The organism is Ruegeria sp. CDSC021 (assembly GCF_059610845.1).
In genome coordinates, this window is the sequence record NZ_JBXWOK010000006.1 from 1 (window position 1) to 23,945 (window position 23,945).

Sequence of the window (23,945 nt, forward strand, 5' to 3'; positions counted from 1 at the left end):
AGATCAGACATGTTCACCGCTCGTTTTTGAACCGTGAATCACGCCGCAAAACGGAAATCAATGGGTCCTGACCCTAGCGCTCACCTGTAGAAAACTTGACAGTTACCGGGTTTGCGTCTTTAACGCGCAGCTCCGCCACATGGTCACCTGGCTTGGGTACATCGATCCAAGCATCCAGATCTTTGGCGACATTCTTGCCGTCCAGATACCATTCAACGGATTTTGCTTCGGTGCGGCCAGTGAATGTACCCCAGAGATGCAGCGGTCGGTCCGGGCGCACCACTTGCCCCTCAGAGGGGTGAATAATGGCGAGTTCGGGTGGCGCTAGTGGCAGTTTAACTTGCTTGGTGTCTGCCGTTGCGGTGAAGTAACCGTCATGAGCAAGGACCCTAATCCAAACCTTGTCGACCGGAATGGTGTTGGGGTCGATCTCAACGCTGTTACCTCTCGCACCAACCCTGAGCCCGTTCCAGCGTTCACCATCAGAAGACCATTGCAGCCAAATATCGGGATCGTAACCACGCTTGGCACCGGTCGTTTTCCAGGAAACCTTTAGACCAGACTTGCCAATGCTGGCTTCAGCCGAAGCCAATTTAACCGGCCGTGCCGGTCGCTTGCGCTCCCATATGACTGCGTCCCCCTGGCAGATGCGGATTGCAATTCCGGAGCCGACATCGCCCATTGCCGCAATGAAACTATACGGCGGTTTAGGCGGATCCTTTTTATCGCCTCCGCCGCAACCGCAGCCATCGCCATTGGCGTCGTGATTATCCATTGTGAACACCGGCGCAGATGAGATCACCTCGTCCTTGTCCCCGATCAACTGCAAAACTAGATCGGTACGCGCGCCAGACATCCGCAAGGGCCGGGTTGGAACCCGTACGAGGCTTGCGACCGAGACCTGCATGTCTTTGCCGACCTCTCCCACGATCGTCACGAAAGGACGCATCTGGTCTTGCCTGTCGACTTCCATGGCGCCTGCCCCCACCGAATTGCCGCCAGACACGCCTGTTGCCAGCGCCACCGGGTCAAATTCGGCGCGGTTCAGCATATAGTTATGCGTAAAGATCGAGACCCACCGGGGGCCGCAATAACCCATCAGATCCTCACTGTTGGCTGGCCGGTGTATTGTCCCGTCATTTGTGTCGAGGCCGTATTCGCCGATGCTCGCATCCGAATAGACAGTGTTGCCATTGCTATCGGTCGTTGTCATGCCGGTATCGTAAGGCTCGTAAAGCGGGTAGCTCGCGTTTGGCGTGCCGACCGTGCCACATGGGGCATGTGGTAAACCCGCCTGATGGCCCAACTCATGCGCCAACGTGATCGGGCTACCGGACAAGCCAGCGCCGTTGCCGCCGCTGGCGCATCCTGTGTTGCCATGCGAGCGCGGGATCGCCGCATTGACCAGTCCATAGTAAAGCCAATCGCCCTGATTACCGTCATTCGTGCGCGCGTTAGCCACGAAATTCAGGATCGGCGTCCAGTTGGGATCGCATCCCCCCGCTGGGAAATTGTTGTTTGTCAGACCTTGTGTTGTTGTCTGACTGTCGATGATACGCACATTGGGCGTACTGCCTACCGGGAAAACCCGAAGGGCAAAGCTGGTATCAGCGGCAACTTGTGCTGCGTTGGGGGCAGGCAAGGTAATATTGGCGCCGCCGCCCATCGGTGGACCGTTATAGCCAATTGTGACGGCTGCAACGCGCAACTCTTGCTCAAGATCGACATCAACAAGCTGTTGGGCCGTGCCGCTGCCTCCATAGCAATCGTCTGGCGACGAGACAGTGATAGAAAGGCGCAAGAGCCCGGTCATTACGTTGGCAGGGATAATGAAGTTCAGCGTCGCATCAATGTCGCGTCTCTCTGCGTCGTAGCTTGAGAAACTGTCCTGCGCTGTCACCGGGGCATTGGTCGGAACGATATTGGCCACCGTGGACCAGATCCCACCAACCCGGCGTTCCACTTGAAGTGTGCCACTGACATTGCCGAGCTGCCCATTATCGAAATTCGGATCCTGCCCACTGCGCAGATATGTCCGCACCCAGGCCGATTTATTGGCAACAAGTTGAAGGGAGTTGTCCGGGCCGCGGTCAGCTGGATCAGTCAGATGCTGGTTGGCTCGGAAATACTGAATCGCCTGCGTTACCTCGACCCCGTCGATGGATAGATCCGGCGGGTTCTGGAAAACGAGGTCTAAGCCCTGACTTACTGTAGGAGGTTTACATTTACCGGTCACGACGATTTCGACCCGCACTCGGGTCGTTTGGTCGAAGTCAGTCTGATCGAAATCCCAGCGTCCCAGATCGGGGGCCGGTGAAATCTGCGCAATGGCAGCGCCGGTGTCTGTATTGACGATGCGCACAGTCACTGAGTCAGCGGCGCAGACCTTCCAGCGGATTTTCAGAACCTCGCCGGGTAACAGGCAGTCGTCGTTCTGATGCCCTTTGACGATAAACTTGAGAATGTCAGCGCTTGTACCTTCGAATTCAGCCAACATCGTGCCGCTTTTTCGATAGTCCAGGAAACGATCGCAGACGCTGATCGTTTGGGTCGGAGGAATGATCGCCAAACCACATCCTGCACTGGACGGGACGATCACGCAGATGCGTTCGTCTGACCACGAGGTCGGCACAGCGATCGGACCGGGGTTCATCGTGCCATGCTGGGTGAACTGCACTTGCCCCGCAATATCGCCAAACCCGCACCCGCAGATCGCAACCGTGTCACCGGGGCAGGCACGCTCTGGGTTGATCTTGGTCACGGTGTAGCATTCGATACTGCACCAGTTTCTATAGGCATCCGTGATGCAATCCAGGATGGGCTGGCGGACACAAGTTTGACAGCAAGGCACTTGTCCGCAAGGGGTTTGACCGGTGCAGATGCACATCACATATTCGAGCAGATCCTTAAAATGACGCCCTGCGTGCGGCTTCTTGCAAATCAGGTTGACAGCTGCTTCATGAAGCGCGGTCAACACCTGGAACCGGCAACGTTGTTCAAGCAGCGCGCCGACGTATTTGATCATTGTTGGTCTGTGACCACAGGATACATGCATGGCCGCAAAGACCATCAAGCTCATGTCTTTGTCAGCGATCAGGGACTTACCGGTCGGGCAGACATGGTCGGAACAGCACACCGGGTTGGGTTTGGATTTGATGGGCCTACAGCTGTCATCATTGCAGTCGTCGGAAAAAATGTCCTGCAAGATACCGCCTGCATCATCCCCGGATGCGCCGCCACAGCCGCAGCCTGTTGGCGACGTGGCACAAAGAGCATTGAGTACATCCACATAGCGCCCCTTGGCAGCGACGTCTCCGTTCAGAACACTCCAGGCATCACTAAGCGAGTTGTCAAAAATCGCAAGCGTCGGGCGGATGCACTCAAAGAAGTGAGTGCGCTTGCGCAGCAACCGATCAGCATCCGCAAGCTCAAGCGCTTCCTCAATGTCATCAAGAACGCTTTCTGGCAAAAACGGCTTATCCGGTGCAGCCCAGCTTAACGGGCGCCTCAGGTGACACGCCAGCTTCTTTGCCGGGATGGCGACGTCGATTTTAATATCGTCGGTGCAGGAACAATCCTCAATCTTGAGCCGAGCTTTATGGATGCGCACGCCATCGCGGTCGCGCAGCTTTATCCGCAATTCCATCGGACCTGCACATCGACAGTCTTCGGGTATTTTCGACGAATCCACTATGAGCACAAATCGGCCATCGGCGGCCGTCAGGACGCATCCAAGATCGATCTTACAGCCGTCTCGCTTGCGCCAGCCATCCCCAAATACCGCCTGAATCTTGACCAATATTCCGTGTACGGACTGACCGTTTTCCTGTTGGGTGACACGACCGAAAACAGATTGAATAAGACTGGACATAGCTAAAGTAAGCCTCCGTTTTAAAAATGAACTTCTGTCAATTTCTCTTGGGAATTGCGCCAAATAGGACGCTTTACACCAATCTCGACCAAGTGTGATTTGCAAATTTTGAATAGTGTTAATGCTGTTTAAATATGCTTTTATTTTGCGCCAAAATACCCAAAATGTCAATCAGATGCCACCTAGGGCGTCACCGCTCGGAGGCATTATCAGCAATGGACACCGCACTTCTTCCGCACGGTGCCAAGTGCAAAATGCCGCACAGCTCTGACGTGAAGAACAGGTTATTGTGCAATTTTACCGCGCACGCAGCCAAAAGCACTGAGCGGCCCATAAGAGACATTCGGCACCCTGCTGGCATTCTGCGGTCGCAGCCCGCATTTCGGTCATTCGCTGCAATTGCAAATTTTGGCGCTGCTCGTACTCACACATTGCGGACGAAGCTGCCGGTTGCTGAACGTCTGCTTCCCGTTAACGCTGAATCTCAGACGATCCACCCAAAGACATACCCCGCCCCAAGCGACCCCAGAACTGCAAGCAGCAGATAGAGCATGAACGGTTGCAATTTGAGCACCGGTGCGATGGCCATAGCACCCCAGATGCTGACAACACCGCCCGAGACAAGGAAAGCCATCGCCGCGCCTTCGGACATGCCGTTGTCGATCAACCCGCGTGTCAGCGGGAGCGCAGCGTAACCGTCGATATAGGCCGGGGCACCGACGAAGACTGCGGCGGGTATTGCCCACCATTTGTCTTCGCCAACATATGTTGCTAGTGCGCCTGGCGTCAGTGCGGTGTTCAGGGCATACTCGGCGGCAAATGCCGGGATCAGGCAGATCAGGATCAGCCGCGTGGTCGCCCAGAACTGTCTGCTGAAAGAATGCCTTCGTGCCTCAGACCGCCATACCCATGGATCAAAGGGTTGATCCCTTCCGCATCGTGCAGCACTCAGTTGGCGCGCAAAACCATTGTCTCGAAGCGCGCTCATTGCCCAAGGTGTCTTGGCGAATAGCCCTGTGACCACGCCCCCGAATATGCCTAATCCGAAAGCTGCGAGTGTTTTGCCGATCGCAAAGCTCAAACCCAGTGTCGCGGCTGTTGTCGCGAGCATCGCCGGATCAGTTATTGGGGAGGATAGCCAGAATGCCATGATCGGAGCGAGTGGCACGCCCGCTGCCATCAATCCGGCCATTAAGGGCAGCACTGTCACACCGCAGACCGGCGTGATGGCTCCGATGAGCGATGCAGCCAAAACCGCTCTCAGTGTCCTGCCCTCGAAGGCACTAGCGATGTGGGTATCCGCGCCGCTTGCGATGATCCAGGCTGCTAGAACGATGCCCGGAATAACAATGGGGGCAACGACAATTAGACCCCATACGACGAACATTGATGCGTTTGCGGCGTGTTCCGGCCAAGCAAGACCTACGCCTGCCAACAGAAGCAGAAACAGGCCCCACACTAAAGGTTTCCGGTTGGATGGTCGGTTGGCATCTGTCTGATCGGACATGGGATACTCCTCTGACCTTGAAAAATAGTGCGGCGCGAGGCATCTGTGAAACGCATAGTTTCAATTTCCGGTATTGGAAAAACAAATGGAAAACCTGGATAGCGATCTTCTGCGAACCTTCGTCGCCGTGGCCGATGCCGGCAGCGTCACAGACGGTGCCGCCCGCATCCACCGGTCGCAGTCTGCAACGAGTCTTCAAATCAAGCGCCTCGAAGCGATCCTGGGTCAGCCGGTCTTTGACAGGCATGGTCGCGGGGTGGTCCTGAGCGACACGGGACGAAAGCTCTTTCCAGTCGCGCAGGAGGTGACGGCACGTCTCGACGCGGCACTACGGGAGATTTCCCAGAACACTGTAAGCGGGAAACTACGTTTGGGCATACCCGACGATCACGGACGAACGAAACTCGCGGCGATCATTGCGACCTTCACCCGCCATCATCCGAAAGTCGAACTGGATGTCACATGCGCTCTGAGCACCAGTTTTCCCGAGGCCCTCGACAAAGGTTCGCTGGACCTTGCGGTCTATGAGGTCGAAAACCCGTCCAGCCATGAGGAAGTTCTTTATGAAGACCCAACTTGTTGGGTGTCGTCGGCGCGCCGCAATTTTCAGATCGATGAAAGCCTTCCGGTTGCCTTGTTCGATCATGCATGCTGGTGGCGCGACGCGGCAGTCAATTCATTGCAGGCCCGCGGAGAGCCATATCGCGTTGTATATTCCAGCCAGAGCGTCTCTGGCGTGATTGCAGCGGTTGAAGCTGGGATTGCAGTAGGTCTACTTGGTCGCTCGTCGTTTCACGCAGGTCTATCTGTGGTGAACGACGCATTGGGCTTCGGGAACACACCTGCCTCCAAGCTGGTGATGGCATCCAGCAAGTCGAAAGAACGAGGGCCTCAGGACGCTATGAAAGAGGCGATCCGAGCCGCATTTATGACCAAGCCATAAAAAGCTGACTTTCGCTGCGCTCTGTCGAATGGGCAGGTCGGACTCGGTGTTGCCGTTCTCCGCAGCAAGCATCAATTGCTGGTCGCAGCCCGAAGCAGACCTTCAAAAACCGACTTTGCAATTCTCGTGTCGCTAAACAGATCTGCCGTTCGTTGCGACTCGATGTCGGTCTCCTTAGCCGTCCAGAAAGGCGCGCAGTGCAGGGATGTAACGGTCCCAGGTTGGATGGCCTGGTAAAGGCAAATGGTTGGCGCTTTCCAGTACCAAAAGTTCGGCATTGGGGATGCCAGCTGCAAGTTTTTTGGCCTGAACCAAAGGATGCACGGCATCGTTGCGACCCTGAACAATTAGCGTCGGGCATTGAATCTCGCTTAAGAGATGCGTTGTCGATGCATTGTTGGTCCTGTCTCGCATGCTCAGTGCAAAATCCCGAGATGCACTTTGCTGCATTAATCCTACCATATGCGGTATGGCCTCCGATGGGCCTTCTGGAAAATACGCCGTCGTGAAGGCGGTAGCTATGCCGCCTTCCAAGTGATCCCAACCAGCCTCCATCATGGTCTTGAGAACTTCTGGACGTCCCTCAGGCTCTCGCAGCGTTCGGCCTTCGGTATAGCCACCGACGATCACCAGTCGACTAACCCTTTCAGGGTGCAAAGCGGCCAAGGTCACGGCCTCCAAACAGGCGCCGGATTCGCTCATCAATGCAAATTGCTCGAGTCCGACCGCATCTGCCACCGAAATAATATCTTCTACATTCTCCTCGATACTGAGGGCATCATCGAATGAATCGGACAGACCGGTTCCGGCCCAATCCATTTGCACGAGCGTTCTACCTTCTCGATAGGCAGTGTAACCGTCGCGCAGAATAGGGATGTGCCAAGCTTTTTCTTTGCTAAGGGGAGGACCATCGAGTTGAAACAATGGAGGTCCCGAGCCAGACACGAGATAGGCAAGCGAGTGTCCCCTGACCGAAAAGGCATATTTGACTTTCGGAGGCTCTGGTTGATCTTTTTCAGTGGGCATGACGGCAGTAGAGGTATCCACCTGGGCGACGAACTCCAGCCCTCTGCCGTGGTGCGTGCGAATGACGCCCTGACGTTTTCCATCGTCGCCGACAGCCTTGCGAGCGGATGCAATCCGCGCACTGATGGCACTTTCCGAAACGATGCGTCCGTCCCAAACCTCCGCCAAAATCTCGTCGCGGGTCACTAGCCGCCCCGGATTTTCGACAAGTAGTCGAAGCAAGTCGAATACCTGAGGCTCGATAGCCACTTCGCTTTCACCACGCGTCAGTCGCTGGTTTGCGGTATCCAATTCGCATTCGGCAAAGCGATAGATCAAGGAAGCTACTCTTTTTGATAACTTCGCCGGATTCTAACTAAATCGAAGGGAAATCACAGGGGTTTCTAAGGAGTTTCTGCAAGAACGATGTTCAATTTCATTTCATCCTCGAGTTGACACAATAAGGAGACCCGAAGATGCAATCGCCGTTTGATCTTAACCTTATGAAGACCGTTGGGCACCACGATCCGCAAGAATTGCTCACCAAAGCCGAGACCAACCGAAAGATCTCAGAATGCAGGGCCGAGGCAATGCTGAACAGATGGGAACGCCTGCAATCAGCCTGGACAGTCCTAAAAGATCGCGTTGCCAATAAGCCAGCGGACTTGCAAAGTTGATATCTTTTTGCCCGACCCATCAAGAACTTTAGTGGTTGGCATCAAAGTATCAGCTTTTGGCGAGATGAAGTGCCACAAATGCTAAGCAACGTTGAAGAAATTTGGTTTTCGCAGTTTCTCTTCCGTTGAACTTTCAGTCTGTTTGCTCTTCTTACGATCTATTTTCAGCCCGAAGCGGATATCCAAAACCAAGCTTTGCAGTTTCCGAGATGCGGACGAAGTTGACATCGAAATTGCTCAAACTAACGGTCTCTCATCAGTGAACAGCCTGGTCCAATATAGATCACCGATTTCCACATCTCTTCCGTAACTTTGCAGTTGTCGGTTCCTCTTCCTTGGTCATCTGTTCGGTTAAGTTTTCCGAGCGCAGGTCTCTTCAAAAAAATCGGCTTTTCACGGTCAAAAAATAATCTCCAAACTGCGTTCATCATCGCTAACACCTCCAGCGAACTACGCGCCCTTGAAGACTGCACGACATTTTTCGTTGGGTGTGAGTGGCAAAACAGCTAAAAAGGGGGCAAATTCACCACTTTGGGAATTTTAGAGATGCCATTTTCGGTTCAGGTCGTTGCCAGCCCAGAAACCAGCGCCTCCAGCGTGTTTGGCCTATATGACACTTTGGTGGCCGCAGGGCGGGATTGGGAACATCTGGTGAGCGGCGAGGAGCCTGTGCCGGTGTTTGACGTCAGCCTCGTTGGCCCGGACATTGAGGGGTTTCGTTGCGGAAGTGGCGTCTGGATCGCGCCAGACCAGACATTTAAGAACGCAGACCACGCTGATATTATTGTCGTACCTGGACTGACACTTTCACCGCACGACCGGCTCGACCCCGAACAACATCCTTGTTTAGCGTGGCTTGCTAAGCGCGACTTGGCCAAGACGCGTATCGTGTCAGCCTGTACCGGGGCGGTCTATCTGGCGGAAATAGGTATCTTGGATGGGATTGAAGCGACCACACATTGGGCTTGGGAAGGCCTTTTTCGAAGGTTTTACCCAAATGTGCGGCTTCGCATCGACCGCGGCCTTTGCTTTTCTGATGCGTCCCGCGGACCCGTTACGTCAGGTGGGACAACCGGGTGGCAGGAACTCGCTACGTTCCTGATCGCGCATTACGGCGGCACGCAAAGGGCGGTACGGGCAGCAAAAGTCTGGCTTATGGCCAACCGCGGAGAACTTCAGTCACCATTCAGTTCAATGATCACTACGGCACCTCATGCTGACGCCATTATCTCACGGGCTCAGTTATGGATTTCCGACAATTACGCCATCGATAACCCAGTCGCAGAAATGGCTAAACGTTCCGGGTTGCCGCCAACTACGTTTGCACGACGCTTTCGCAAAGCAACGAGTAAGTCACCGCAAGATTACGTTTTGGCGCTGCGAATTGAAGAGGCGCGGCAGTTGCTTGAAACTACCGACGACTCCGTCGCGGAGGTTGGAGAAGCAGTCGGCTATTCCGATACGCCGTCGTTCAGGAGGTTGTTCAAGCGAAAGACTGGACTGACCCCTGTCGAACATCGCAAAATGTTCGGCCAGTCTCGACTTTCTAGCTACTCCTGATGGACGGTGTTTAAGATTGGCAATCCTATTGATCGCTTAGGGCCCGGTGCCGCCTTTCTCTGCCCTACACGTCAGTGACTGGCGGGCAGGCCGGAGCGGACATTCAAATCCGTGCCTTGCATTTACTAACATGCGCGATCAAGCTGCCGGTTTGGCGACGTAATTTTGCCATGCGATCACGGTCTGTCTCGGGTTATCGCCACTCACCGCGTACACACCAGTGGCAACAATCGGTGTTGCGGAGCGTGTCTTGTTCTCTTCTGTGAGCCCTTCGGATTGTGGGCCCCGGAATTCAGAGAGATACGCCACCCCCGAAACTCTCAAACCCGTTTGTTGTTTCGGTCACATCCGCCTCGAAATGGAGGATTAAGGGCATTACCAAGGGCTCGATGTGCTCATTCCATACCGGTCCTTTGTAGAAACTATCTTTGATCCTGTCTCGCTCCTCGAGCGACGAGAATGCCCGCATCCAGTGGACTTTGTCAGGATTGTCCAGATCCCGCAGAGGGCCAAAGACCAGCATCCCAGCGTCGCGCAATGCAATACGATTCTCTTGTTCAAAGAACTCGATAAACTCCTCACGACGTCCGGGTTTTAATATGTAGCGACGAACTTCGATAATCATGCGCGTAGCCTGTTTGCTTTGAATGTACTCTTGGGGGAAGTCTGTTGAGATTGATCCTTACCGTACCACTTAACGTACTCATTTGTGACACTAGGAACTCAAAACTTCCTGGGTTTCCGCACCCACGTCAATCTTGATAACCCATGATATCTCCCTCCGCATTATGGATGTGGTTGATACCAAATCTCTGTAGAAGTCCGCCAAGTTCGAACAAAGTCTGTCTAGACCCACTAGCCATCGATTGACCGAAATAACGGATCTTGCCGCATATGAATTTCATACGTCGAATTTCGGGGCGATGCCGCATGCATTTTCTTGATGAATCCGGTCGAACATCCGACTGCCTCCAGCCGAGGTGACCGAGCCAAAGACGCCTCTTCCTTCGAGTGCCTATTTTAAACGAAATCAGTATATTATCCAGAATCTGTACACCTCCAAAAGCGTCAATCTTGAGTGTGAACTACAGTTCAGCTTGTACTAGGGTTGAATAGTGTTCAGCGCCTTGAACCAAGTTTATTGTGGCTTTTTCACCAAACACACCCTTTAGCGAGTGAGACATTTCAACCGGCGACCAAGTGTCATTAGTCCCGTGCCAAAGGATGACGTCGCACTGCACCGCTGACATAGTTTCGCTCCAATCCGCGACATAGGCGCTGATAAATGCAAGATAGGCCGCTGGCCTCTGTACGAAGCTCTCCGATAGCGCCTTTTTCATAACGCTGACGAAGGTCTCGTCTTCTAAAAGAACTCTTTCCGTAGGGCCGCACTTTGCGAACAATACTTTGACCATAGTTTCTGGAAAAAACCGGGTCAGCAAACTTTGAAGACGCGTCAGCAACCGGAGTATCCGTGGACGCTTCATGGCCAATTCAAAAACCGGTTTTCCCGCCATCTTGGGTAGAAAATCACCTATGAAAAGTGGGGCAGCGGGCGATATCAATGTTAGTCGGCCAACCAGGTTTGGCCTGGACGCCGCAACTTTTATTGCCGCCATGGCGCCGATGGAAAAGCCAACCACATGCACACACTCGCCGTCGTTTTCCCCCAACGCTGTATCTATGGCATCACAAAGATCTGCGTCGATGGCCTTCGGATCAAAGTTCAGCAAATTCAGAGCAATGGCTTCAATACCAGGATTGGCCTTACTTAGTAGCTCCGCATCTGATGGGCTGCCAGGCATACCGTGGCAAAACACTACTTTCTTCATGATCGTATTCCCGAGTGGTTTAAATGTGGCGCCACAGATCAACTGCCAACCGTCAGATCATCTAAAGTTCCACCGTCGCGCAGGAAGTCGCTCCAAACCCAGGCCATGCGGTCTACAAACCACATCTTGCCGCCCGAGATCACAACCATGCCGAGGCAAGTGAACCCTAAGTCGAATGCCCACAGACCATAGGCAAACGGCAAAAGACCAGCGCCGCTGACAATGGCGACCGTATTTGCGACGCGCTTATGATGTTCCGCAACTTTGTCGCGATGCCACAGCCAGACACGCTCGCCGAGAACACCCTGTGCAGACCAACTGTCGAAAGTCTCCGGCCGCGAAAAAGCGCGTGGATTGATCCATATCCAGACAAGAACGACACCGACCGCAAGCCATGCCCAATAACCAATCCATGCTCTGCTCCAGATTGCCAACGCCAGAAGCGGCAGGGGTGTCAACACACGGGTCCAAACGGACCAAGGGTTTGCATGCTGCAGCCAAACCTCGTCCTTCATGCCCATGAGGCGTTCGGAAAATCGAGCTATGTCCATTTTTTCAACTCCAGGATCCACCTCTCCGAAAATGGAAAGGGTCGAATTGATTGAAGTGTATGACGACGCTGGGCCGCTCGTCAGTTGGTAGGCGTCTGGTTTCTTATTTGAACCAGGGCTTCAGCCCAGGCATTGGGTTGGTCGTACATCACCCTATGGGCAGCGCCATCGATACGGGTAAAACTCTTCGCTGGAGCCTTCAGGTGTTCGTAATATTCCTGTGCAAGATCGGCTGGTGTGTTCTGGTCTTCTGCTCCGGTTATAAAGTGGACCGGTAGATCTAGGACCGGGTGCGAGGTGAAGAGGTCGTATGCACCAACAATCTCGGGCTGTTCAATTGCTGTGCTCGATAGCTCAAGACCGCGGAGATAGTTCTTAACCTGTGCGTCCGCGTAGTAGGGGCTCTGCCCTTCTAGCACATAAGAGAGATAGCGATCCCATAGCCCTTCAGTGTGAAAGTCTCCAGCTCCATATTCTGCCAAAACTTCGCGCTGAACGGTGAGATCTGCCTCGTCTAATGCATCGAACGGCTCAATCGACTTGAGTTTCCGCTGAGTTTCAACATCGCCACGAACTTTCGCCTGATCCAGGGCCCATTCAAAACCCATGTTCATACTGCGTACCCACGCGACACGCTCTGACGTTGGGATGAACGCGTGATAGGGGGAACTATCCTCTGCGATAGTCATGAACCCTAGCGCGCTGCCCCAGGACTGGCCGGTCAGGAATATTTTTTCTTGCCCAAAGCGGTCGCGTAGGAGGTTGGTGAGTTGAAGCGTATCCACCACCAACTTGGATGGCGTGATGTCTTCTACCGTGAGATCTTCGTTGAATGAACTTCCGGCTCCGCGTTGATCCCAGTGGACAACGACAAAGCTTTCTTCCAGCAAGGGCGTGTGGAACAGATCGACCCAGGGCATCACGGCACCACCGGGACCCCCGTGCAAAAACAGCAGGACCGGTTGGGACAAATCACAAGTGCGAATAAGTATCGTTTGCTCAATCCCGCCAAGAACAATTATTTCCTGTGAAACGAAGCTTCCGAAACACTCTTTGGCTGCAACATCTTCGCCGCTGCGCGTCACGGCAATTTCTTTACGATCCTGGGCAAATGACGACCCAGCAAAATTGGCGGCACAGAATGTCAACAGTAAGAGACGGCGTTGAAGTTTGAATGAGTACATTGTTCGCTGTCCATTGGATTAAAGCATTGTGGTGGCGTCTCGAATTCGGTTGCGACCTGAACTCATTATCTCAGATAGAGATTGGGCTCGCGCTTGCCATATTCTGGGAGACCAATATCGCGACGCATGTGATTAGATAGGAATGCCAGCTCGCCATGTTTGGGTAAACGCGGGAAAACAGGACCGCCCATAAACGCTGGGCGCTTCGAGGCCATAAAAGTAAGATAACCGAGCCAGGCTTTTACTTTAAGTGGTGTTAAGTTTAGCCGTTCGGTCTTTAGAGTTGGCACGTTAGTCACCTGGCGCCTCTCCGGAATTTGAATGTGGTAGAAAAATGGGGAACCGTTTGAAGTCCCCCGCCATTTTCGAAATCTCGAATGGCTACAGCTAGAACTTGTAGGACACCCGAAGCGCGACAGAGTCAGCCGTGATATCATCACCAGACGTGTCGTACGTGTCTCGTAGGTATTCAAGACCAACCAGAACCCTGTCCGTCGCGCGATAGGTCACGCCAATACCAGCGGAATAGCCGTCTTCGCTCTTGGATCCGCCATCAATGTTTGCGTAACCAATCACGCCATAAAGGTATGTCCGGCCAAATACATGACCACCTTTGAACTTCAGGCGTACAGTATCGACTTTTTCGGCTTTCCCTCCGGACTCAACCTCAGCGCCCGCGTCATAAGTAAGTTCACCACCAATTACGTAACCGTCAAAATCGTGAAGGTAACCGGCATGGAGACCCAGGGCTGCATTTCCATTGTCGTTGTTGCCCTTGGAGACATCGATTGTGGATAGCTGCAAGCCCGCATTGAAACCGGTCCAGCTTTCATTTGCCAAGGACAAAGTTGGCATCATGGCTGCCAGTGTGATCATCGTGATAGTCTTCATTTAAAAGGTCTGTTCTCTTGATTGTACGGAAAGACCATCTGGACGCTGGGCATGCGTGATGCGCCAGCGGGAGTGATTTCCCGTTAGTGGGGGTGTTGGAATTCCCGCTTTCCGTTTTCCGTCCAGCGGTGATCCAAAACTTGGATTAGAGGATGGGTTTGGGTTTGCTGGTCATTTGAAGCAGTTTCCCTGATTGGTCATATCGGGCAGTGACCAGCACCCGGCGCGCATGTGCCACCTCCAGCGGGCCACCAACAACTTCCCAAAGCCCGAAGGTAAAAAGATCCAGTGTTCCATGACCTGCTGCTCGCGCCAGGTTTGGTTTTGTCCTGGGCTCAACATCATAGACGGCCACCCAGTCTCCATTGGCTTGTTGCTGCAATTCATCGGGTGAGCCCAACTGGCGTTCTACATTGAACCGGGTGGCCTCCTGGCTAACGACGCTCAGATCAGGGCCATCTCTGCCTGTCGCCGCCATGTTGGCGGCACATCCGCTCAGAGCGGCACCAAAGAGGAGCGCGACGAACACCGAACGCACAAACCGACCGGAGGTCGCAATGCGTTGTATTGAAAATCCTCGATTTCGACTTGCTTCAATAGATGCCGGTTTCTTCTTCCCTATTGATTTATCGGATTTTTTCATAGCCATTCCATATCCTGATTGAATTTCGAGTTGCTTTGGGGGCTTCCGCTTCAGGCAATTTGTGATCAGAATCCCGAGCAATTCGCGAATACCCGCCAGGCGAGACATTCGACGCAACTCGGATGGTGAAGTAATTCCAAAGACAAGAGCATTCATGACATTCGATCCTGCATCGTGAGAACAACTCAACCGGGTCCGCAAAGCACTACTGCCTGCGGAATTGGGCTGCGTAAACGCATCGTTAAATTCGGGTTGGCAGGTGAATTACATTGCTCTGCCAGGTGAGTCGGGGTACAAACCGACCATGGGTCTGTATTTGCAGACCGCCGGTCGGTTTGCAAGAGGAAAGTGTATGAAATCTACGAAGCGAAAGAACATGCCGCCCGAAGAACGGCGGGCTCAGCTGCTGGGATGCGCACAGATGTTGTTCTTTTCCAAAGGTTTCGAGGATACGACCATACAAGATGTGCTGGATATGGCGAGCGTCTCAAAGGGCGGATTTTATCATCACTTCAAATCAAAGGACGAGCTGTTGTTCGGTGTCTTGGACGGAATGGCTGAGGGTGTATTTTCGCAGATGGCTGTTGTTGCCTCTGATGAGGCCTCCTCTGCGCTCGACCTGTTGCACAGCTTTATCCACCTGCGAGCCAACTACTTGCGTGAACATGACTACCCTGGTCAGGTTGAATTTTTCCGGGTCATGAATCAGGACAAAAACATGGTGCTGCTTGAACAGTTCAAGCGCAGGGTCAGAACTGGTGCTATACCCGTTCTGACCGGGATCATTCAGAAAGGCTGTGATGAGGGCACATTTACTGTCGCAGATGTTGATACTGCCGCAGAACTCATATTGTTCCTAAGCACCTTTATTGATCTCGCGCTGTTGCGCGCGATTGATGCACGGGGATCTGACACCGCCGATCATGCCGCGGAGAAGTTGCAGGCGGCAATCGACATGCAGTTTCTCACACTCGACAGAGTTTTGGGCCTACCTGACCGGACAACGAATTTCGGTTGGCCGGAAGCGGTAGACGTTACAATGGCAACTGTGCCAGCAACTCCTCCATCGGCAAACTAATCTGGCCTAGTCAGCGATTACCTGGTGCAGCATTCGGTAAAAGGGCTCGCCACTGACATTCTCCGCAACACGCGTCAGCGCCGTTTCCCTAAGCCGTCGGATATTGGCGTAAGTCGCAGCGTCAAGAACATTGGGCTGATTGTGTTGAAAAACCCCGATTATCGCGAAGAAGGGTGAAAAACTTGCCCGTAGATGGCTTTTCCGGAAATTGTCGAGGAGGTCGGCCTAAGACACGCGTTGGCGATGTCCGGAGCTCTCAGCGGCCCTACCAGGCACTGGGTTTCAATTTTTCCGGCACAACAGATTCTGGCGGAAAAATGCAGCTGTCAGGTTATCGAGTTTTTCAACACAATCTCCGCGACCTGTAATTTCACCTCTCCAAAATTGCTGCGCGATAAACGAATGGCCGGTTTTCCCGCCACGCAGCGACGCCAGAACTTGCGCACGTGCAGATAAATCCGTGCTGTGTACGCACGCAGCAAGAAAATCCAATTCACGGGATGGGCTCGATGCTGACCTCGATGCCGTTGCAGCAAAGCCCCCTGCCCCGCAAAAAACTGACGTAAGGACGGCCCAGAACCGACCTTGAGTGTGTCGATAGATACTGCAATGCGGCCTCCCCTAAGCGGACTTTGGTTGTGAGCACCGAACCCAATTGGTTTATGGTGCATTCCACTCAGTAGCGAGTGGATCTGCCCATTCCAATAGCATGCAATCCCCTCCTATCGGAATAATCCTGGGTCTTTGAGAACCTTTTTGGTGCGTCGCGGTGTCTTAAGTTCAGACACTTCAAGAAAGGATTTCAGATGACTCCGGATTTTCAAAGTGCGCTGATCGTCGGCGCAGGACGCGGAACAGGTCGGGCCTTGGCAGAAAAGCTTGCAATCTCTGGTTCCAAAGTAACCGCGGTTTCGCGAACACAAAGTGATCTTGATACACTGGAAACACAGAGCCCTAACATCTCGGGACTTGTTGGTGACGGAGCTAGTGGGATTGCGTGCGATCTGCTGGACCAGGTTAAGCCCGACCTTCTTGTGCTTGCAGGTGGCATTACCCCAAAAATGGGAAGTTTTCACCTGCAGGACTGGGAAGACTTCAGCGCAACATGGAACTCCGACACAAGAACGACGTTCGAGTTTTTGAAAGCTGCACTTCAGATGCCGATGAAAAGAAACGTTACAATTGTCACCCTATCAAGCGGCGCTGCTATCAGTGGCTCGTTGCTATCTGGTGGATATGCAGGCGCAAAACGAATGCAACATTACTTGACCAACTACACCTCTCGTGAAGCGGAGAAGCTTGGATTAGGTCTTCGTTGCTTCACGGTCTATCCAAAGCAGTTCATTGCAGGAACGCAGACCGCGAACATCGCATCAAATGCATATGCTGATGCGCAAGGTGTCTCGCAAGAAGAATTCATGTCACAGTGGGATCAACAGCTGTCGCCTGAACTCTTGGCAGACCGGATCATTGACCTGATCGAGCTAGAAACGGCCAATGCGACCGGGGCATGGGGAGTGACAGGTACCACTATGGAACCCATTGATTGATGCCACTGCCCGGCCAGAACGCGAGCCTTGAGAGGTTCAAGGCAACTCTCCCCGAAATGCGGGGAGAGTTGCACCGTTATCTCGCTCGAATGACCGGATCAGTCATTGATGGCGAAGACCTTTTGCAGGACGCTCTTCTATCAGCAGCCATCGCACTTAAGAGCGGCACAGAAGTCCAGTCCTTGCGCCCTTGGCTGTTTCGCATCGCACATAACACGGCCCTGAATTTCTTTCGGGCCCGCAAACGTGAGGCGGCCATGAAGCATGATCTGATCAACCTACCTCCCACACCGCAAGCTGACCCATCTGATCGCCTTCCCGAGGCGTTGAAACCTTATCTTGAGCTTTCAACGATCCAACGTAGCATCGTGATCCTTCGCGATGTGCTGGGATACTCGACGGCTGAAGTAGCCGAACTAACGAGCAGCAGTGAGACCGCCGTCAAATCGGCTTTGCACCGTGGAAGGAAAAAGTTGATACGTGCTCGCGAATCCAACGAGGAAGTATCGAAACCGTTGAGCAATCGGCAAGCCGCCCTCCTTCATGAGTATGCCAGACAATTCAATGCCCACGATTTTGATCGTGTCCGCGAAATGCTAAGTGCTGAGGTCCGGCTGGAACTCGTCTCGGTCGAAACACGCGATGGAAAAGCGCTGGTTTCTGGCTACTTCAGTAACTACGCCAGACAATCCGATTGGCATATGGTTGCCGGTTCACTGGAAGAGCGCGGCGCAATTCTGTCTTTTGATCCGGTCAAGCCTGATACGGGCCCTAGTTACGCTATTTTATTGGATATCGGCGAAGATGGCATCAATCTCATTCGCGATTTTCGCTATGCGCGCTACGTTATTCGAGAAGCAAACTGGTCAGTGATTTGACGGCCCACACCGGACCTTCGCCCCTGCCATTAACGCAGCGGTGCGGCATCCACAGAGCGGACCTTCAGTCGTAGCGCAGCATTGTCGGGTCGTTACCTTGTAAGTCAGACCCTATTTGACTCTAACCGGTGCTCTTTATCGTCTACAACAGGTGAGCGGGCGGCCATCGGAACAGGCTTTTCTCATATTCGGTAATTGATTTTGAAAGCCACTGTATGAACAGTTTTGCCACTGGCCGAACCGGACCAGACAGCGTGACAAGGTAATAGCCGATCCGTGGTATTGGATCATCAAACAGCGCCACGAGTTGTCCTGACTTCAACTCGTCAGAGACAAAGGCCGGTACTGTCGCCCCGATACCGTCACCTCGGCGGATGCCATCCAACAGCATGTTGCCCGGCATGCGGATCACTTTCCGTTCCGCTTCGGGCGGGATGCCGGCCTTTTCCAGCCACAGATCAAACTCGACCGACGCCTGTTCCTGAAGAAGTGTGAAATCAAGCAATTCTACAGGGTTTTTGAGCACCCTGTTTCCGATCAGTTCGCGGGACGCGACGACCGTCAGACAACCAGGTAACAGCATTTGCGAGACAAGCCCTGGCCAGCGACCTGTTCCGTATCGGACGGCCATATCAATTCCGCCCGGCTTGAGATCGACAGCCTGGATCGTTGAATCGATCCTCAATTCGATATGGGGGAATTCGTCAATGAACGTCGACAGTCGCGGCATGAGGAACGCGCTTGAAAACATCGGAGTCGCGCTGACCACCAACGGTCGAACCGACTCTGCACTCGTCACCCTCTCGGTCACAGAGGCCATTTCAGCGAAGGCTTCAAGCAAACCAGCCGACAGGAATTCGCCTTGCGATGTCAGAGAAATACCGTGCCGGGTACGAGTGATAAGCCGGGTGCCGAGTTGTTGTTCTAGCCCACGGATTTGCTGGCTGACTGCGGAATGGGTCACGTTCAGTGCCTCTGCCGCCCGGGTCAGATTTTGAAACTCGGCGGCGGCGGCGAAAGCTCTGAGAGATGTCAACGAGGGAAGCGTGCGCCAATCCATAAGTTAGACCATCTAACAATATAGAAAAATTTACAACTATGTCATCTCCCCATGCCGGCGCATGCTGGTGCTGGAACTCATTGGCGGACACAGGAGGCTAAGATCATGAAACTTGCTGTATTGGGACTGGGCAACATGGGGTCAGCGCTGGCGCATTGCCTGCTCAAGTCAGGTCACGATGTCAGCGTTTGGAACCGCACGCCGGAAAAGGCAGAGGTTTTCGCTGAGGTTGGCGCCACCATCTGCTCCTCACCGAATGATGCCATCGCGGCGTCTGATTTTGTCATCATTTGTATCAAGAGCCACACGGAAACAGTTGAACTAGTCAACGGGCTGAGTCTTTCGCTAGAGGGTAAGACTATCTGCGACATGAGCACAGGCGATACCTCGGATGCCGATAGACTGGTCGCCATCCTGGAGAAACAGGGGGCTGGCTACATGCTTGGCATGATCAATGCCTACCCTTCTGGCATTGGCGGTGACGAAACCACAATCCTGACGGTCGGCAGTGCCGGTACCTGGGACCGTTATGGCAGCGTCATCGGAAACTTGGGTGGAAAGTCCGCCCATGTTGGAGAGAAGCCAGCGGCGCTTGCCGCGCTCTTCGCCGGCCTCTTCACGGTTCGGCAGGGGTTTATGTTCGGAATGATATACGGTGCACTTGTTTGTCAGAAAGCGGGCATCCCGATGCAAGTTTATGCCGACCAACTTCCTGCCACGATCAAATTGGTCAAGGACTACCATGATCTCTTTGCCAGAACCGTTCCGACCGAGGACTACGACAATGCAGAAGCCTCTCTGAAGGTTTACGCGATGGCGCAAGAGGATGCGTTGAAGACCTATCTCTCACTTAAGGCTCCCGCTGATTTCATCCGGTTGATGCATGACCGAACCAAGACGGCTTGGGACGATGGCCATGGCGACAGACAGCTGACCTCACTGGTCCAGCATATGACCGATGCCTGATGCAAAAAGGCTCTCCGCCCATTGCAGACGTTCTGCAGCTACCACGATCTACCGAACGGCACTCCGAGAGCGGGCATTCGGCCCTGTGCAGCATTTCAGCGGGTTTCGTTAAGCTAATTATGCATTTTTTTAAAAACTCAGCTCTGTAGCAAAGCGACTTGAATCGTCTCATCCCAGCCAAGATACAACACATCCCGATCGCGTATTACCGGGCGCGCCATCACCTTGGGTTGGGCCGAAATCTGTGCCTCTACTTCCGAATTTTTTAGCCAGTCATTAAGCGCTCGGTAATCGTTCGATTTTCGGTCCACCAGCAAGTCCCCGAATTCTGCAATCAGCTCAGCCAGCTCCGCTTCGGTCAGAGGTTCCGCCCTGACATCGCGGAAAGTGACTTCCTTGCCTTCTGCCTCCAACGCCTTTCGGGCCTTCTGGCAAATCGCGCAGGTGTTCAATCCATAGATCATCATGTCGCGGTCTCTTTTGCAGCCATCTCGCAACCTCACGCATCAACCCCTCCAACGCAACCATTTGATCTGGCATAGCTGCCCACATGTATCCCACGCTACGAACATTGTTCGTCGTTCCTTGAGGTTTCTGGATCAACCCATTCCAGTAAATCGCCTGACAATCGAGATACTGCGTTGCGGCCCTTCGAACCGGGCGTGGCAGTCATAGCCACCAGACTTTGGCCAATTTGCGCATTCCTGTCTTAGGGTTATTCCTCTTGGTGAGCTGAATCGCTACGATTGTAGATGAGGCAACAAGCAGGATAACGCGATGCGCAGTGCAATCTTCTTACCCGTAGCGGCAATGTTCCTGGGGGCCACAATATACGCTGCACCAGCAACGGCCGCCTCACTCGGACGATACGAGGTTTTTGGCGTCGAAGACGGTGACATGCTGAAAATGCGTGGTGGACCCGGAACAGGCTACAATGTGATTGTTGGTCTGCCAAATGGAACCGCCTTACGTGTTCACAGTTGCGAGCAAACCGGTGGCACTCGTTGGTGCCGCGTTTCTTTGGTGCGTGCGCGTGGGCTCAAAGGGTATGTCTCCTGGGCATATTTGCGAAAAATTTGATACAATGGTGATCAGCATTGCCATGTTAACAGCGACCATGAAATGTCGATGGAAATTGCCCTTTCTGTTCAATTGGCATCGTTCAACATGGGCTTAGAACTGACCTATGGGCCGCAGAGGGGTTGGCCCGTTACACTCCTTGGAAATTAGCGATAATTGCTGACGTTGGTGCGGCAATTCGACGACGCCTTGCATCAAGCGACCTACAGCAATTTACGGATAGCGCGGCATTACTTCTGATGGAGCCAATTGCGGCCACACGAAGAATGCTTCCCGCAACAGCCCCAAGGTATTAAAGTAAGGATGAAAAATCTGTTGCTGCCTGAATGTGCATGAGGCAGGCCAACTGCCCCCACCTCCTAAGCTTTAGGACAGACTTGATGTCAACCGAGACCGCATCCAGCCCTTCATCCTCGACTGCCGACAGTGCAAAGAGCGCAAGCCCCAAGAAGCTTGGGCATTTTGCTATAACGCTGCTGGTGGTCAGCGCCATGTTTGGCGGAGGGGTATTCAATATCCCGCAGAATATGGCTCAATCTGCGGCACCTGGGGCAATCTTGGTTGCGTGGATGATCTCGGGCCTGGGCATCTTCTTTCTCGCCCGCAGTTTTCAGGTCCTGGCCGATATTCGTCCCGAAATGACTAGTCAAATGGCTTGCCGCACAGGTTGATTAGCGGCCATTTGCGCGACTTGCAGCATCCGGTATTTTGGGCTCTTTCAAGACCTTGGGTGCAGCGCAGCATTTCGGTTCAAGAACCACTCGCCATCAATTTGAACGGCCCATTGCTGCCATTCACTGACGGGCATCGCCGCCGCGTTGCGGCCCGTCAGAGCCGACATTCGCTGCAAGTGCACAGTTACAAGATTAGTGGAGGTCTGGATCGCGGACATTCCTGCCGCTCACGAAATATTTCACTTAGCTAATCACGTGGATATCTACTAACGCTGATTCCATGGCTTACAATTACGACAAACTGTACGGCGAGACACGAAATGCATTGGGGCAACCAACTTCGGTTTTTGTCAAATTTTTCGACCAACTCGACCAACATAACGTTCGTGTCCTGGACGTGGGGTGCGGACAAGGCCGTGACGCTATTTTCATTGCGAGTTTGGGGCATCGCGTTGTGGGAGTGGACATATCCCCCAATGGCATTCGCGATCTAAGAGCTGCAGCGACAAAAGAAAATTTAAAAGTTGAAGGTGTTGTGGCCGACATCACTACCTACAACCCAGAGGGTCTATTTGACATAGTGCTGATCGACCGAACATTGCACATGTTAGATCGCCCATCTCGGGGCACGGTTCTGAATTCGTTGATGGACCATGTAAGCGATGGCGGATGGCTTCTAATCGCGGATGAGTCGCCCAATATTGCAGACTTTATAGCCACCGCTTTGGCCCATGGTTTGGATTGGAAAACACATTTCGCAGAACGCGGTTATCTGTTTATGCGCCGATCGTAACGAACACATTGGGCTCGAAGCCGACCTCGGGGCCGTTGCGGCAAAGTCCCCTGCCTCGATAGTAGCTGATCACGAGGACGGCCCATAGCCGACATCCATCAGCCCTTTGAAATACTGCGTTAGCAGCCCGCATTTCAGACATTCGCTGCGATTGCGAAAGCTAGTCTAGGTGAATTCTCACTCCGCGGTCGACAGTGGAATCGCTACCTCAGACTTGTCTCATTCATTGCTAGATTTCTATGGCTACAACAAACTCCAGCCAGCTATCGATGCCGGGGGTCAAGATCTGGGGCCAGGCACGAAAACAAATCTGAGGGCACATGCGAATTTGATTCTCTAAACCTTTTTACAATTGAATCGCGCCAATCAAACGACGTTCGTAACATCACAACCTTGTCTCGGGTTCGCCAACAAAGAATTTTAGAACCGATAAGTCGCGCCTACCACAGGCCCCGACTGATCAAATGTAAAATCGTTGCCGTTGATTTCATGATCGAATGAGATATAGCGATAGCCACCGCGGATCAGCCACCTGTCGTTGATTGCGTAATCTGCCGTCAGCAGAATCTGCCAGGTTTCACTGTCGCTGCGGAAGCCTCCGTAGTCGACAAAACCGGAGCCCGACCACTTATCCGAGAACTGTACCCGTGCTCTGGCGCCGATGACAGGGTCGGTCCAGCTATCATCTGCCGTTGTTGTGCGCCCCGGTGCCGCGCCGGGTAGAAGGGTAAATTCCGTTTCAGTGCTGAACCACCGGAAACCCCCGGCGACGTCAACGGTGATAGTTGGCGCTTCATACACTCTGTAGCCAACATAGCCACTTAGGTATTGTGTGGTAAATGATGTCTCCAGACCCGAGCCGACAGGTCCAGGAGCGCTGTTACTGAAAGATAAGTCTGTGTAGTTGTAATCTGCAAGTATCAGCCAACGTCCGTTGGTGGCCGAGAACGCACTCATAAAGGCAAAATCGAGGTTTTCCAACGCATCCGAAAAGCTGAGCGTACCGTCCAGAGTGCCCAAAGGTGTGTCCAATGTAGTCTCTGTTTCCGGCATGAACAGGTAGATTGTGGCCTCATATGACCAATCGGATTGTTGAGCCGAAGCCACTGTGGCCAAAGATGCAAAAAAAGCTACTCCGCAAGCGCAGCTTTTCACCCAAATTGACGAAGTCATTCTGTCCCTCCCGTCAAACAATCAAGTTT

23 protein-coding genes are annotated in these 23,945 nt (G+C 53.3%); 10 read left to right on the forward strand and 13 right to left on the reverse strand.

The annotated features are described in order from the left end of the window. Window positions 1–73: 73 nt before the first annotated feature. Window positions 74–3,871, reverse strand: a complete 3,798-nt coding sequence (locus AC2FGB_RS10820) for a hypothetical protein (RefSeq protein WP_496694438.1) — start codon at window positions 3,869–3,871, stop codon at window positions 74–76. A gap of 484 nt (window positions 3,872–4,355) precedes the next feature. Then, window positions 4,356–5,378: a permease gene (locus tag AC2FGB_RS10825; protein ID WP_496710141.1), complete on the reverse strand. Its 1,023-nt coding sequence runs from the start codon at window positions 5,376–5,378 to the stop codon at window positions 4,356–4,358. Window positions 5,379–5,463: 85 nt separating this feature from the next. Here AC2FGB_RS10825 and AC2FGB_RS10830 point away from each other — a divergent pair, with 85 nt between their 5' ends. Beyond that, window positions 5,464–6,321 (forward strand): LysR substrate-binding domain-containing protein, encoded by an 858-nt coding sequence (locus AC2FGB_RS10830; protein ID WP_496694436.1) that lies wholly within the window; start codon window positions 5,464–5,466, stop codon window positions 6,319–6,321. A gap of 174 nt (window positions 6,322–6,495) precedes the next feature. Here the strand turns inward: AC2FGB_RS10830 and AC2FGB_RS10835 are convergent, their stop codons facing one another. Further along, a complete protein-coding gene (locus AC2FGB_RS10835) occupies window positions 6,496–7,665 on the reverse strand; it encodes an alpha/beta hydrolase (RefSeq protein WP_496710140.1) in 1,170 nt (389 codons plus the stop codon). 137 nt (window positions 7,666–7,802) lie between these two features. Between AC2FGB_RS10835 and AC2FGB_RS10840 the strand changes: the two genes are divergently transcribed. Both AC2FGB_RS10840 and AC2FGB_RS10845 read left to right on the forward strand, forming a co-directional pair. Then, the gene (locus AC2FGB_RS10840; protein ID WP_496694434.1) at window positions 7,803–8,003 is read left to right on the forward strand and encodes a hypothetical protein; all 201 of its coding nucleotides are present in this window, start codon (window positions 7,803–7,805) and stop codon (window positions 8,001–8,003) included. Between the two features lie 597 nt (window positions 8,004–8,600). Then, on the forward strand, window positions 8,601–9,563 hold the full coding sequence (locus tag AC2FGB_RS10845; protein WP_496710139.1) for a GlxA family transcriptional regulator: 963 nt from the start codon (window positions 8,601–8,603) through the stop codon (window positions 9,561–9,563). Window positions 9,564–9,855: 292 nt separating this feature from the next. Here AC2FGB_RS10845 and AC2FGB_RS10850 read toward each other — a convergent pair whose 3' ends face one another. The 6 genes from AC2FGB_RS10850 to AC2FGB_RS10875 all read right to left on the reverse strand — a co-directional run bounded on the left by AC2FGB_RS10850 (window position 9,856) and on the right by AC2FGB_RS10875 (window position 14,820). Beyond that, window positions 9,856–10,188, reverse strand: a complete 333-nt coding sequence (locus AC2FGB_RS10850) for an NIPSNAP family protein (protein ID WP_496694432.1) — start codon at window positions 10,186–10,188, stop codon at window positions 9,856–9,858. A gap of 460 nt (window positions 10,189–10,648) precedes the next feature. Beyond that, window positions 10,649–11,395, reverse strand: coding sequence for an alpha/beta fold hydrolase (locus AC2FGB_RS10855; protein WP_496694431.1), 747 nt, complete (start codon window positions 11,393–11,395; stop codon window positions 10,649–10,651). A 38-nt stretch (window positions 11,396–11,433) separates the two neighbouring features. Next, a complete protein-coding gene (locus tag AC2FGB_RS10860; RefSeq protein WP_496694430.1) occupies window positions 11,434–11,946 on the reverse strand; it encodes a DUF6653 family protein in 513 nt (170 codons plus the stop codon). A gap of 80 nt (window positions 11,947–12,026) precedes the next feature. Continuing rightward, window positions 12,027–13,130 (reverse strand): alpha/beta fold hydrolase, encoded by a 1,104-nt coding sequence (locus tag AC2FGB_RS10865; RefSeq protein ID WP_496694429.1) that lies wholly within the window; start codon window positions 13,128–13,130, stop codon window positions 12,027–12,029. A gap of 387 nt (window positions 13,131–13,517) precedes the next feature. Further along, entirely contained in the window at window positions 13,518–14,021 is a 504-nt protein-coding gene (locus AC2FGB_RS10870) for an outer membrane protein (protein ID WP_496694428.1), read from the reverse strand. A 145-nt stretch (window positions 14,022–14,166) separates the two neighbouring features. Beyond that, window positions 14,167–14,820 (reverse strand): hypothetical protein, encoded by a 654-nt coding sequence (locus tag AC2FGB_RS10875; protein ID WP_496694427.1) that lies wholly within the window; start codon window positions 14,818–14,820, stop codon window positions 14,167–14,169. Between the two features lie 196 nt (window positions 14,821–15,016). Here AC2FGB_RS10875 and AC2FGB_RS10880 point away from each other — a divergent pair, with 196 nt between their 5' ends. After that, the gene (locus tag AC2FGB_RS10880) at window positions 15,017–15,742 is read left to right on the forward strand and encodes a TetR/AcrR family transcriptional regulator (RefSeq protein ID WP_496694426.1); all 726 of its coding nucleotides are present in this window, start codon (window positions 15,017–15,019) and stop codon (window positions 15,740–15,742) included. A gap of 326 nt (window positions 15,743–16,068) precedes the next feature. On the opposite strand, the gene AC2FGB_RS10885 is transcribed toward AC2FGB_RS10880, so the two are convergent. Next, entirely contained in the window at window positions 16,069–16,413 is a 345-nt protein-coding gene (locus AC2FGB_RS10885) for a hypothetical protein (RefSeq protein WP_496694425.1), read from the reverse strand. Between the two features lie 135 nt (window positions 16,414–16,548). On the opposite strand from AC2FGB_RS10885, the gene AC2FGB_RS10890 reads away from it, so the two are divergent. Then, a complete protein-coding gene (locus tag AC2FGB_RS10890; RefSeq protein ID WP_496791778.1) occupies window positions 16,549–17,292 on the forward strand; it encodes an SDR family NAD(P)-dependent oxidoreductase in 744 nt (247 codons plus the stop codon). Next, a complete protein-coding gene (locus AC2FGB_RS10895) occupies window positions 17,292–18,170 on the forward strand; it encodes a sigma-70 family RNA polymerase sigma factor (protein WP_496694423.1) in 879 nt (292 codons plus the stop codon). Before AC2FGB_RS10890 ends, AC2FGB_RS10895 begins: the two co-directional genes overlap by 1 nt. A gap of 142 nt (window positions 18,171–18,312) precedes the next feature. On the opposite strand, the gene AC2FGB_RS10900 is transcribed toward AC2FGB_RS10895, so the two are convergent. Next, the gene (locus AC2FGB_RS10900; RefSeq protein WP_496791779.1) at window positions 18,313–19,206 is read right to left on the reverse strand and encodes a LysR family transcriptional regulator; all 894 of its coding nucleotides are present in this window, start codon (window positions 19,204–19,206) and stop codon (window positions 18,313–18,315) included. Window positions 19,207–19,281: 75 nt separating this feature from the next. On the opposite strand from AC2FGB_RS10900, the gene AC2FGB_RS10905 reads away from it, so the two are divergent. Next, on the forward strand, window positions 19,282–20,196 hold the full coding sequence (locus AC2FGB_RS10905) for an NAD(P)-dependent oxidoreductase (RefSeq protein ID WP_271950532.1): 915 nt from the start codon (window positions 19,282–19,284) through the stop codon (window positions 20,194–20,196). 137 nt (window positions 20,197–20,333) lie between these two features. Here the strand turns inward: AC2FGB_RS10905 and AC2FGB_RS10910 are convergent, their stop codons facing one another. Then, complete coding sequence (locus tag AC2FGB_RS10910) at window positions 20,334–20,663, reverse strand: arsenate reductase family protein (RefSeq protein WP_281973422.1); 330 nt, start codon at window positions 20,661–20,663, stop codon at window positions 20,334–20,336. Window positions 20,664–20,973: 310 nt separating this feature from the next. On the opposite strand from AC2FGB_RS10910, the gene AC2FGB_RS10915 reads away from it, so the two are divergent. The 3 genes from AC2FGB_RS10915 (at window position 20,974) to AC2FGB_RS10925 (ending at window position 22,743) form a co-directional block, all read left to right on the forward strand. Beyond that, window positions 20,974–21,276, forward strand: coding sequence for an SH3 domain-containing protein (locus AC2FGB_RS10915; RefSeq protein WP_142637291.1), 303 nt, complete (start codon window positions 20,974–20,976; stop codon window positions 21,274–21,276). 380 nt (window positions 21,277–21,656) lie between these two features. Then, the gene (locus AC2FGB_RS10920) at window positions 21,657–21,947 is read left to right on the forward strand and encodes a hypothetical protein (RefSeq protein WP_496694421.1); all 291 of its coding nucleotides are present in this window, start codon (window positions 21,657–21,659) and stop codon (window positions 21,945–21,947) included. A gap of 283 nt (window positions 21,948–22,230) precedes the next feature. Further along, window positions 22,231–22,743 carry a class I SAM-dependent methyltransferase gene (locus AC2FGB_RS10925; protein ID WP_496694420.1) on the forward strand — a complete coding sequence of 171 codons (513 nt, stop codon included), beginning with the start codon at window positions 22,231–22,233 and terminating at the stop codon, window positions 22,741–22,743. Between the two features lie 420 nt (window positions 22,744–23,163). Here AC2FGB_RS10925 and AC2FGB_RS10930 read toward each other — a convergent pair whose 3' ends face one another. Continuing rightward, on the reverse strand, window positions 23,164–23,916 hold the full coding sequence (locus AC2FGB_RS10930; protein WP_496694419.1) for an outer membrane protein: 753 nt from the start codon (window positions 23,914–23,916) through the stop codon (window positions 23,164–23,166). Window positions 23,917–23,945: the final 29 nt, after the last annotated feature.